This window comes from Micromonospora sp. NPDC049107 (genome assembly GCF_040648595.1).
Taxonomy (GTDB): domain Bacteria; phylum Actinomycetota; class Actinomycetes; order Mycobacteriales; family Micromonosporaceae; genus Micromonospora.
The window spans coordinates 264,087-275,123 of the sequence record NZ_JBEZEC010000006.1 but is presented as its reverse complement, the minus strand read 5'-3'; the positions used below and the strand labels follow the sequence as shown (position 1 = coordinate 275,123).

11 protein-coding genes are annotated in these 11,037 nt (G+C 72.1%); 9 read left to right on the top strand and 2 right to left on the bottom strand.

The annotated features are described in order from the left end of the window. Positions 1 to 96: 96 nt before the first annotated feature. The 4 genes from AB0B55_RS17055 (at position 97) to AB0B55_RS17040 (ending at position 3,971) form a co-directional block, all read left to right on the top strand. The gene (locus tag AB0B55_RS17055; protein WP_357172155.1) at positions 97 to 1,491 is read left to right on the top strand and encodes an extracellular solute-binding protein; all 1,395 of its coding nucleotides are present in this window, start codon (positions 97 to 99) and stop codon (positions 1,489 to 1,491) included. Continuing rightward, the gene (locus AB0B55_RS17050; protein ID WP_357172154.1) at positions 1,488 to 2,438 is read left to right on the top strand and encodes a sugar ABC transporter permease; all 951 of its coding nucleotides are present in this window, start codon (positions 1,488 to 1,490) and stop codon (positions 2,436 to 2,438) included. The genes AB0B55_RS17055 and AB0B55_RS17050 overlap by 4 nt, the downstream gene beginning before the upstream one ends. Continuing rightward, positions 2,438 to 3,304: a carbohydrate ABC transporter permease gene (locus tag AB0B55_RS17045; protein ID WP_357121417.1), complete on the top strand. Its 867-nt coding sequence runs from the start codon at positions 2,438 to 2,440 to the stop codon at positions 3,302 to 3,304. Before AB0B55_RS17050 ends, AB0B55_RS17045 begins: the two co-directional genes overlap by 1 nt. Before the next feature lie 61 nt (positions 3,305 to 3,365). Continuing rightward, complete coding sequence (locus tag AB0B55_RS17040) at positions 3,366 to 3,971, top strand: class I SAM-dependent methyltransferase (protein WP_357172153.1); 606 nt, start codon at positions 3,366 to 3,368, stop codon at positions 3,969 to 3,971. Positions 3,972 to 4,016: 45 nt separating this feature from the next. On the opposite strand, the gene eccB is transcribed toward AB0B55_RS17040, so the two are convergent. Beyond that, positions 4,017 to 5,387: a type VII secretion protein EccB gene (gene eccB, locus AB0B55_RS17035; RefSeq protein ID WP_357172152.1), complete on the bottom strand. Its 1,371-nt coding sequence runs from the start codon at positions 5,385 to 5,387 to the stop codon at positions 4,017 to 4,019. A 126-nt stretch (positions 5,388 to 5,513) separates the two neighbouring features. Between eccB and AB0B55_RS17030 the strand changes: the two genes are divergently transcribed. Next, positions 5,514 to 6,227 (top strand): spermidine synthase, encoded by a 714-nt coding sequence (locus tag AB0B55_RS17030; RefSeq protein ID WP_357172151.1) that lies wholly within the window; start codon positions 5,514 to 5,516, stop codon positions 6,225 to 6,227. 216 nt (positions 6,228 to 6,443) lie between these two features. After that, positions 6,444 to 6,620 carry a hypothetical protein gene (locus tag AB0B55_RS17025; protein WP_357121405.1) on the top strand — a complete coding sequence of 59 codons (177 nt, stop codon included), beginning with the start codon at positions 6,444 to 6,446 and terminating at the stop codon, positions 6,618 to 6,620. 3 nt (positions 6,621 to 6,623) lie between these two features. Here AB0B55_RS17025 and AB0B55_RS17020 read toward each other — a convergent pair whose 3' ends face one another. After that, on the bottom strand, positions 6,624 to 8,426 hold the full coding sequence (locus AB0B55_RS17020) for an acyl-CoA dehydrogenase (protein WP_357172150.1): 1,803 nt from the start codon (positions 8,424 to 8,426) through the stop codon (positions 6,624 to 6,626). A gap of 236 nt (positions 8,427 to 8,662) precedes the next feature. Between AB0B55_RS17020 and AB0B55_RS17015 the strand changes: the two genes are divergently transcribed. The 3 genes from AB0B55_RS17015 (at position 8,663) to AB0B55_RS17005 (ending at position 10,910) form a co-directional block, all read left to right on the top strand. Next, positions 8,663 to 9,700, top strand: a complete 1,038-nt coding sequence (locus AB0B55_RS17015; protein WP_357121400.1) for an L-dopachrome tautomerase-related protein — start codon at positions 8,663 to 8,665, stop codon at positions 9,698 to 9,700. A 94-nt stretch (positions 9,701 to 9,794) separates the two neighbouring features. Beyond that, on the top strand, positions 9,795 to 10,175 hold the full coding sequence (locus AB0B55_RS17010) for a VOC family protein (protein ID WP_357121397.1): 381 nt from the start codon (positions 9,795 to 9,797) through the stop codon (positions 10,173 to 10,175). Positions 10,176 to 10,214: 39 nt separating this feature from the next. Continuing rightward, positions 10,215 to 10,910 (top strand): alpha/beta hydrolase, encoded by a 696-nt coding sequence (locus AB0B55_RS17005; protein ID WP_357121394.1) that lies wholly within the window; start codon positions 10,215 to 10,217, stop codon positions 10,908 to 10,910. Positions 10,911 to 11,037: the final 127 nt, after the last annotated feature.

Here is an 11,037-nt window from a genome sequence, read left to right as displayed (position 1 = left end):
TGGGCTCCAGGATAGCCAAAAAATAGCCATATGTCTTGCTATTGATCAATCGAAGGTGTTGGATCCCTCTTGTACCCTTCGAGAGGAGTGCCACCGATGTCAGCACCTCCGAGGCGGATACTCGCCACCACCCTGATCCTGGCACTGGCCACGTCCACCCTGCTGGCCTGCGGAGACGACGGATCCGACAGCAACAGCAAGAAGATCACCGTGTGGAGCCTGGAGGACGTCGCCGACCGCGTCACCGCCACCAAGGCGATAATCGCCGACTTCACCGCCAAGACCGGAATCCAGGTCGACCTCGTCACCGTCAACGAGGACCAGTTCCCCTCGCTGATCGCCGCAAACGCCGCCGCCGGCGAGCTGCCCGACGTGGTCGGCTCGGTCTCGCTGGCCGGCATCCGTACGCTCGCGGGCAACGAGCTGCTGCACGCCTCGGCGAACGCGGAGGTCGTCGACGCGCTGGGCCGGCAGACGTTCTCCCCCCGGGCGTTGGAGCTGACCTCGGACGACGGCAAGCAGCTCTCCGTGCCCAGCGACGGGTGGGGGCAACTGCTCGTCTACCGCAAGGACCTGTTCGACGCCGCCGGCCTGCCCGCCCCCGACACGTACGAACGGATCGCCGCCGCCGCGACGAAGCTGAACACCGGCGGGGTCGCCGGCATCACCGCCGCCACCTCGGCGAGCGACGTGTTCACCCAACAGACCTTCGAGCACCTGGCCCTGGCCAACGGTTGCCAGCTCACCGACGACTCCGGCGCCGTCACCCTCGACTCCCCGCAGTGCGTCGAGGCGTTCCGCTTCTACGGCGACCTCATCCGCACCAGCTCCGTCAAGGGCGCGCAGGACGTGGACACCACCCGGGCCACCTACTTCGCCGGCAAGGCGGCCATGGTGATCTGGTCGCCGTTCATCCTCGACGAGCTGGCCGGGCTACGGAACGACGCCAAGCCGACCTGCCCCCAGTGCCAGGGCGACCCGGCGTTCCTCGCCAAGAACAGCGGGTTCGTCACCGCGATCAAGGGTCCGAACGGCACCGAACCCGCCCAGTACGGCGAGATCAGCTCGTGGGCGGTGCTGGACGGCGCGGTGACCGACCCGGCCAAGTCCTTCGTGGAGTTCATGCTCGGCGACGGTTACCCGCGCTGGTTCGGCATGTCCCCCGAGGGCCGCTTCCCGGTGCGCAAGGGAACCCCGGCCGATCCGGAGGCGTTCCTGACCGCCTGGACCACCAGCCCGGCCGGCGTGGACACCAAGAAGCCCCTCACCGACGTGTACGGCGACGACGTGCTCGCCACCCTTCGCCGCAGCCCGGACACGTTCGGGCGCTGGGGGCTCAGCCAGGGCCAGGGAAAGCTGGTCGGCGCGATGCTCGGTGAACTTCCGGTGCCCAAGGTGCTGGCTGACCTCACCGCCGGCAAGTCCGACGCGGCGGCCGCCGCCGGTCGGGCCAAGAAGGACGTCGAGGCGATCAAGGCGGGCGTCAATTGACCACCACCGCGCCCGGCCGCTCCCCCACCGAAGAGCGGCCGGAGCGGGCGCGTCGTCGACCGCTGACGCTGCGCCGCCGAGAGTCCCGCGCCGGGCTGGCGTTGGTCGCGCCGACCCTGCTCGTCACCATCGTCGTCATCGGCATCCCGATCGTCTGGACCGTGGTGCTCGCCTTCCAACGGGTACGGCTCGCCACCCTGCGCAAGACCGGCCTGTTCGGCGAGCTGACCCTGGACAACATCGACCGGGTGCTACACACCCCCGGCTTCGCCGACACGCTGTGGGTCACGCTGCTCTACAGCGTCGGCGGCACCGTCGGGTCGATCGTGCTCGGCCTGATCGCCGCGCTCGTCGTCCGCCGGCCGTTCCGCGGTCGCACCCTGGTACGGGCCTCCATGCTGCTGCCGTACGTGGCGCCCGTGGTCGCGGTGACCTTCGTCTGGCAGGTGATGCTCGACCCGCAGCTCGGCATCGTGAACCACTGGGGGCAGCGCCTGTTGGGCTGGGACGCGCCGGTGCCGTTCCTCACCCAGGAGTCGACCGCGCTGGCCACGGTCATCACGTTCGAGGCATGGCGGTACTTCCCGTTCGCGTTCCTGTTCCTGCTGGCCCGACTCCAGGCGGTGCCCGGCGAACTGGAGGAGGCCGCCCGCGTCGACGGGGCCACCCCCACCCAGCGGTTCCGGCACATCCTGCTGCCGCAGCTCCTGCCGGTGATCGCCCTGCTCGGCGTGCTGCGCTTCATCATGACGTTCAACAAGTTCGACGACGTCTACCTGCTCACCGGCGGGGCCGCCGGCACGGAGGTGGTCAGCGTCCGGGTCTACGAGTTCCTCACCGCCCGTACCGACGTCGGGGCCGCCGCCGCGCAGGCGGTCGTGCTGGCCGTGGTGCTCATCGTGTTCGTGCTGATCTATCTGCGCTTCTTCGGACGGAGGGTCGGCTGATGGACCGGGACATGGTCGAGACGGTGAGCCTGCGCTGGCTGCGCCGCCTGGTGATCGCCGCGTTCCTGGTGGTCACCGTCTTCCCCTTCTACTACATGCTGGTGCTCTCGGTACGCCCCATCGAACGGCTGCTGCTCGACCCGGGCGCGCTGGTCGTCGGCTTCGGCGAGCTGACCGTGGCCACGTACGCCGAGGTCCTCAAGGCCACCGACGACGGCGGCCAGGGATTCCTCACCTTCATCCGCAACAGCGCCCTGGTGGCGGTCGCGGCGACCGTCCTCACGCTGCTCGTCGCGATCCCCGGCGCGTACGCGGTGGCCCGGCTGCGGTTCTTCGGTCGGCGGCAGGTCGACTTCCTGTTCCTGGCGGTCTACCTGTTCCCCTCGATCGTCATCGCGATCCCGCTGTTCGTGGTGTTCAGCCTCGCCGGGCTGCGCGGTTCGCTGTTCGGGCTGGTGCTGGTCTACGTCTCGCAGACCCTGCCGGTATCGGTCTACATGCTGAAGAACTACTTCGAGACCATCCCGGTCAGCCTGGAGGAGTCCGCGGCCATCGACGGCGCCGGCCGGCTCGGCATCATCCGCCGGGTCAGCCTGCCCCTCGCGATGCCGTCGATCATGGCGGTCGCGCTCTACGACTTCATGATCGCCTGGAACGAGTTCCTGTTCGCCCTGCTGTTCCTGGTCGACAAACCCGACCGCTGGACGGTGTCGCTCGGCCTGTCGCTGCTCTCCGACGGCGTGGAGGTGCCCAAGACGGTGCTGATGGCCGGGTCGGTCGTCCTCACCCTGCCCATCGTGATCCTCTTCTTCGCCAGTGAACGGCTGCTGACCGAGGGCCTGACCAGCGGCGCGGAGAAGGGCTGAGCCGCCACCGATCGGCGCACCCGCCAGCCCGGCCCCGGCCGACCCGGTTACCGTGGGCCGTATGGCCAACCCGACCCGCTGGGCGACCGACACCGGTCCGGAGCACTCGCAGTGGTACGTCGACCGGTTCCGCAAACTCGCCGCCGAGGGCGCCGACCTGGCCGGCGAGGCCCGACTGGTGGACACCCTGGTCGAGCCCGGGTCACGGATCCTCGACGCCGGCAGTGGCACCGGTCGGGTCGGCGCGGCCCTGGCCCAGCGCGGGCACATCGTCGTCGGGGTGGACGCCGACCCCGTCCTGGTGGAGGCCGCCCGCGCCGATCATCCCGGTCCGCGCTGGCTCGTCGCCGACCTGGCCGACCTGGACCTGCCGGCGATGGGAGAGGGCGAGCCGTTCGACGCCGCCGTGCTCGCCGGCAACGTGCTCGCGTTCGTCGCCGTCGGCACCGAGCCGGAGGTGCTGCGCCGCCTCGCCGGGCACCTGCGCCCGGACGGCGTCCTGGCGGTGGGCTTCGGCACCGAACGCGGTTACCCGCTGACCGCGTTCGACGCCGACGCGGTCGCCGCCGGGCTGCGCCTCGAACACCGCTTCGCCACCTGGGACCTGCGCCCGTGGCGGGACGACGCGCCCTTCGCGGTCAGCGTGCTGCGCCGTCCGGCAACCTGACGCCGGGGCAACGTTGGGACGGGGCGGCGAACGGCCCGAGCGGCGTCAGGACGGGGCGGCGACGGCCCGCGCCGCGGCCGGATCGAGGGTCGCGCCCGCCGGCACGAGACTGACCAGGCCGGCGGGCAGCCGCACCGGTCGCACGTCGCGATACCCGAGCATCGGCAGCACCTCCCGGTCGGCCAGCACGTACCGCCGGCCCAGGTCGGTGACCACCGACACCGCCCCTCCGGACGCGCCGGGCGCCGCGGCGGCCTCGACCACCGCGCCGCCACCGGGCTGCACCACCACGTGGTCGGCCAGCGCCGCGCCGCCGGACGGCGCGGTCCGCGGAACGGCCGCCAGGTCCGGCAGGTGTACGCCCCAGCGCACCTCGCCCGCGTCGTCGTCGCCGACGCGGGTGCAGATCGCCGCCTCGTCGGTGGCGGCGAGCCGGGGCGGGGCGGGCGGCGGAGCGGTCGGGCCGCTCGGGGCGAGGTCGGGCATCGTGGGCAGCGCCGCGAACCGACCCAACGTCATCGGCTCCGACTCCCCCTGCCCGGTACGGGCCAACAGCAGCCCGGCCTGCAACTCGGTGATCCCGGCCAGCCCGTCGTCGAGCGCCACCGCGTACTGCCGGCCGCCGCCGGAGTTGCGGACCAGGTAGACCTGCCCGATGGTGGCGCCCGGCACCCGGGCGGAGGGCCGGCCCTCGCCGGGCAGCGGCGGCGGGGCCAGGTCGACCCCGGCGGGGAGGGCGTTGAGCAGTGCTGGCGCGACGGGCACCGCCCGCGTCCGGGTGGTCGCCAGCGCGGCCAGCACCCGGTTGGGATCGCGGATCAGGTAGCGACGCTGGTGCCACACGAGGTGCAGGTCGCCGTCCGGATGGCGGAGCAGCAGCGCCTCGTCGCCGAGTGGCCGGCCGCCGTCGGGGTCGACGCCGATGAGCAGGGCCGAACGGGCGTCCGCGCCGGCCGTCGTCGAGCAGACCGTCCAGGGCGACTTCGCGAGGCGACCCGGCGCGGGCAACGAGTCCGGCGCGTCGGCGATGCCCAGTGGCAGGCCGCGCGGCACGCCGTCGATCGACCGCCGGGAGACCAGTACCGTCTTCGACCGGTCCGCGCCGACGATCAGCAACGCCGAGGCGTAGTTGAGCACCGGGTGCAGCTTCTGCTCGCGGTACACGAACCGGGCACCGGACTCCTTCTCCACGATCACCGCGCCCGGGTCCCGCCAGCGGGTGCCACCACCGGCGAACAGGCCGTACAGCGCCGCGCCCCCGAGCCCGATCACCGCGACGAGGACGCTGGCCAGGCCCGCGCCCGCCAGCCGTCGGAACGGCGACTGGGCCGGGTCGGTCTCCCGCATCACCAGCGCGGCGACCGCCCGCTGGACGCTGAACTGGTAGGAGTGCAGCTGATCCTGCCGCGACGGCATCGGGTCCCTTCCGCTGGTTCGACCGGGCACAGGATATGCGCTGCGTCGATGTCCCGTGGACCCTGCGTGGCGGGGCGGAACCCGGTCGGTACCATTCGGGGACGAATCCGGCGGCGAGAGGGCACCGTGGGCGCGCGTTTCGAGGAACTGGCCTGGCGGGAGACACCGATCGGCGCGATCAGCCTGCGGCGGCGTCGCGACCCGGCGCTCCAGGTCGAGGTGTACGAGGTCAAGCTCGACGACGAGTACCTGATGTCCAGCCTCTTCCCCGTCGCCGAGATCGAGCTGGCCCGCCTCGGCCTCGCCGAACTGGCCGGCGACACGCTCGACGTGGTGGTCGGTGGCCTCGGACTGGGCTATACGGCGTGCACCGCGCTGGCCGACCCACGGGTACGGGCGCTGCTGGTGGTGGAGGCCATCGAGGACGTCATCGACTGGCACCGACGAGGGCTGCTGCCCTTCGCGGCCGGGCTGGCCGAGGACCCTCGGACCCGGTTCGTCCGGGCCGACTTCTTCGCCGCCGTGGCCGGCGACGAGGGGTTCGACGCCGAGGCCCCCGGGCGGCGCTTCGACGCGGTCCTCCTCGACGTCGACCACTCGCCGCGCAACGTCCTGCACCCGAGCCACGCGCCGTTCTACACCCCGGACGGCCTCCGTCGGCTCGCCGCGCTGCTCCGTCCGGAGGGTGTCTTCGCGCTCTGGTCGGACGACCCACCGGACGACGCGTTCACCGCGGCGCTCGGGAAGGTGTTCACGACCGTACGGGCGCACGTCGTGCCGTTCGCCAACCCGCTGACCGGTGGCCAGTCCGCCAACACCGTCTACGTCGCCCGGCGCTGACGCGCCCTCGCCCTCGCCCCCGCCCTCGCCCTCAACCCCTCGCCGATCTTGCAGATTCTGTTGGTGATATGCGGGCCGAAGTCCTTTTTGCCGGGACAGAAAGTGCAAGATCGCGCAGGGGTGGGCGTCCGGGGGGTGTTTGGGTTTCGCGGGGGCGGGAAGGTGGGGCCCGGGGTCGCCGCATCTCGCGCCGCGACCGAGTTACGGGAGGTCGCGATGCGTGCCCTGCTCTGGGTCGTCGGCGTGGTGGCTGGCGTGCTGATTCTGCTCGGGCTGATCCTCGAGGCCGTCCGCTGGCTGATCATCATCGGTCTGATCGCGCTGGTGATCGTGATCGTCCTGGGTGTGGTCAAGGGGCGGCAGGCCATGCACCATCAGGGCCGTCGACGGTGACGGTCAGAACCAGTCCGCGCGCATGTCGAGCGCGGAGCGGTCGAGGCTGTCCAGCAGGTCGAACTGGGGTCCCGTGCGGGGCAGTTCGACGCTGAAGAAGTAGCGGGCGGCCTGCCGCTTCCCGGCGTGGAAGGAATCGGCGCTTCCGGTGGGCGGCAGCGCCAGCACCTGTTCGAGCCAGATCCAGGCGATCACCACGTGCCCGACCGCCTCGAGGTACGCGCTGGCGTTGGCCAGGGCGAGCACCGGGTCGCCGCCGGCCCAGAGCCGCCGGGTGACGGTGGTGATCCGTCGCACCGCCGTGTCCAGCCGCTCGGCCAGTTCGGCGGCCTCGCCGCCGGCCACCCGCGCCCGCGCGACGGTGTCCCCCATCGTCTCGGTCAGCAGGAGCAGGCCCGCGCCGCCGTGCATGGTCATCTTGCGCCCCAGCAGGTCCAGCGCCTGGATTCCGTGGGTGCCCTCGTGGATCGGGTTGAGCCGGTTGTCGCGGTAGTGCTGCTCCACGTCGTGGTCGCGCGTGTAGCCGGCGCCGCCGAGAACCTGGATGGCCAGGTCGTTCGCCGCCAGGCACCACTGCGACGGCCAGCTCTTGGCGATCGGGGTGAGCACGTCCAACAGCAGGTGCGCCCGCTCGCGGTCCGCGTCGGTCGGCGCGGTCTTCTCCTCGTCGAGCAGCCGGGCGCAGTAGAGCACCAGGGCCAGCGCCCCCTCCACGTAGCTCTTCTGCGCCAGCAGCATCCGGCGTACGTCGGGGTGGTCGATGATCGGCACCTGCGGCGTGGCCGGGTCCTTCGCGCCGACCGGTCGGCCCTGCGGCCGTTCCCGGGCGTACGCCAGGCTCTTGAGGTAGCCGGTGTAGCCCAGCGCGGTGGCGCCGGCCCCGACGCCGATCCGGGCCTCGTTCATCATGTGGAACATCTGGGCCAGTCCCTGGTGGGGCGCGCCGACCAGGTGGCCCACCGCGCCGGGCTGGCCGCCCGGGGTGTGTCCGCCGTCGCCGAAGCTGAGCAGCGCGTTGGTGGTGCCCCGGAACCCCATCTTGTGGTTGAGCCCGACCAGCGCCACGTCGTTGCGCTCCCCCAGCGAGCCGTTCGGGCCGACCAGCACCTTGGGTACGACGAACAGCGAGATGCCCCTCACCCCGGGCGGGCCGCCGGGTATCCGCGCCAACACCAGGTGGACGATGTTCTCGGCCAGCTCGTGGTCGCCACCGGAGATCCACATCTTGGTGCCGAACAGGCGGTACGTGCCGTCGGGCTGCGGCTCGGCCCGGGTGACGATGTCAGCCAGTGAGCTGCCGGCGTGCGGCTCGGACAGGCACATGGTGCCGAAGAACCGGCCCTCGAGCATCGGCCGGACGTAGGTGTCGACCTGCTCGGCGCTGCCGTGAGCCAGCAGCAGGTTGGCGTTGCCCAGGGTCAGCAGCGGATACGCGGAGGTGGCCACGTTGGCCGCCTGGAACCAGGCGAAGCAGGCCGCGGCGACGGCGTGCGGCAGTTGCAGACCACCGACGGAGTCGTCCATCGCGGCGGTGAGCAGGCCCGTCTCGGCAAAGCTGCGCAGTGCCGCCTCGATCTGCGGGATCGTCCGCACGCGGTTCCCGTCGACCGTGGGCTCGGCGAGGTCGGCGGCCCGGTTGTGCGGGGCGAACTGGTCGGTGGCCACCCGCTCGGCGAGGTCGAGGGCGTCGTCGAAGGTCTCCCGGGAGTGCTCGGCGTAGCGGGGACGCTCGACGAGGTGCGCCACCCGCAACCAGTCGTGCAGCAGGAAGTCCAGGTCACGGCGGGAGAGCAGGGTGGACGGCACGGAACTCCTCGGCAGGGCTGGGGTGTGTCGGCTCGGGGCGGCGGCCCGGCGTCGCCCGGTCCCATCCTGACCGATCAGTCGGGAGCGCACCACCGGCGGCCCGGGGCGGTGTGGCTGGCGTACCCGACCCGGTGGCGGGGGCGGTGTTTCGCCGGGGCCGGCACGGGGATACCGCGCCAACGGTGGCGGACCATCGACGGTACGGCGGTGTCGCCCGTCGGGTGAGGAGCGGGCCGATGTCCATGCTTCCCACCGAGGAGGATCCTCGGTTGACACCGGTACTCGTCGAGGACCGGGTCTGCACGGGCGTGACCACGCTGCGGGGGCGCGTCTTCCTGAGCTACCCGTCGGCGGACGGGCCGGGTGTGCAGGTGGTCGAGGCGCTGCCGGACGGCCGTCGCAACCCGTACCCGGACGCCGCCTGGAATGCGCGGGACCAACCGCCGGACGGGACGTTCGTGCACGTCAATGGATTGCGCGCCGGCCCGGACGGTCGACTGTGGATCGTCGACTCCGGGTCGCCCCAGCTCGGCGGCGACCAGGTGCCCGGCGGGGCGCGGTTGATCGTGGTCGACGTGGACGGCGACCGGGTGGACCGGGTCTACCACCTCGACGGCGCGGTGCGTCCGCACAGCTACGTCGACGACGTCCGGTTCCACGACGGCACCGCGTACGTCACCGATGCCGGCGCGCCCGGCCTCGTCGTCGTGGATCTCGACTCGGGCGCGTGCCGACGGGTGTTGGACGGGCACCCGAGCACGGTGGGCAGGCCGGTGGTCGCCGACGGCCGGGCGCTGCGGGATCCCAGCGGGGCCGAGGTGTGCCTGCACACCGACCAACTGGAGGTGTCGCCGGACGGTCGGTGGCTGTACTACCAGCCGGCCTCGGGTGGGATGTCCCGGATCGGCACCCGGTGGCTGGACGACCCGACGCTGTCGGACGAGGAGTTGGCCCGGCGGGTCGAGCCCTGGTCGGACACCCCGAGCACCGGCGGCACGGCCATCGACGCGCGCGGCACCATCTACGTCAGCGATGTCGAGAGCCGCCGCATCCTCGCGGTGGGGCCGGACCGCAGCGTGCGTACGCTCGTCGCGGACCCACGCCTGAACTGGGTGGACGCGATGTGGCTCGACACCGACGGGCAGCTCTGGCTGCCGGCGGCCCAACTGCACCTGACGGCCGGGTTCAACGGCGGGCATCCGGCCGTCGCCTACCCCATCCGGATCTACCGGATGCCGGTCGACGCCGGCCCGCCACCGACGGACCACGCCTGACGGCGATATTCCCTCCCTACCCGCTGCCGGCCCAGATCGCCGCTCACCTCGGCGCGACCAGCACAGGGTAGGAATCGTCGATATCCTGCCTCGCATGCATCGAAGCCGTGTGTACGCGTTGCTCATCGACGCGCCCGAGGCGGAGGCCGCGCGGGCGGCGGAGTTCTGGTCGGCGGCCCTGGGCGTCGGCACCCGGTCCCACCCGGAGGAGCCGCAGTTCGTGGGGCTGCACGAGGCGGTGCCGGGCCTGGTCACCGCCGTCCAGGCCGTCGACGACGCGCCGCGCTACCACCTCGACATCGAGACCGACGACGTGGCGGCCGAGACCGCCCGGCTGGTCGGCCTGGGCGCCACTGAGGTGACGCGGTGGATGGAGTGCCGCATCCTGCGGGCGCCCGGAGGGCACCTGCTCTGCGTCCTGCCGGTCGAGAGTCCACCCGAGGTGTTCGACGCCCAGGCCCGGACCTGGTCGTGACGCGCGCACCTGTCGCAGGGCCGCAGTAGGGTTCCGGCCATGGCTGATCTGGTGTTGGTGGCAGGAGCGTGGCTGGGGTCCTGGGCGTGGGACGAGGTGACGCCGCCCCTGCGGGCCGCCGGCCACCAGACCTTTGCCCTGACCCTCTCCGGTCTCGCCGAGAGGCAGGGAGTGCCGGCCGGCCAGCAGACCCACGTGCGGGACATTGTCGACGAGATCGAACGCCGCGACCTGCGCGACGTGGTGCTCGTCGGGCACAGCTACTCGGGCATCCCGGTGGGGCAGGCCGCCGAGCGGATTGGCGACCGGTTGACCCGGGTGGTCTTCCTCGACTCGGAGGTGCCGGTCGACGGCGGGTCGTTCGCATCCGGCTGGTGGCAGGGGCAGGCGGCGTTCGAGTCGGTGCTCGCCGCCAACGGCGGCGACTGGCCGCCGCTCGCCCCAGCCGAGTTCGACGGTCAGGGTCTCACCGACGAGCAGATCGCGCGGCTGGTCAAGGGCGCCACCCCGCATCCGGGGCGCACGCTGACCGAGCCGGCCGTGCTGAGCGGTTACCTGGGCGACCTGCCGGCGACGTACGTCAAGTGCCTGCTCGACGGGCCCGAGCCCAACGACACGGTGGCGGCGCTGCTCGCCAGCGAGCGCTGGCGGCTCCTCACGATGGCCACCGGCCACTGGCCGATGTTCTCCCAGCCCGCCGAGTTGGCCGCGCTGCTCGCGGCGGAGGCGAGCTGACCGGCGGCCGGTGCCGGCACGCCGTCAAGGTCGGCTCGGGGGCATCGGTGCCATGAGCGTGATGCCTGTGAGTCATCAAGATGACTCACAGGCATCACGCCTCGGGAGGCAGTTGCCTCCAGTCAGG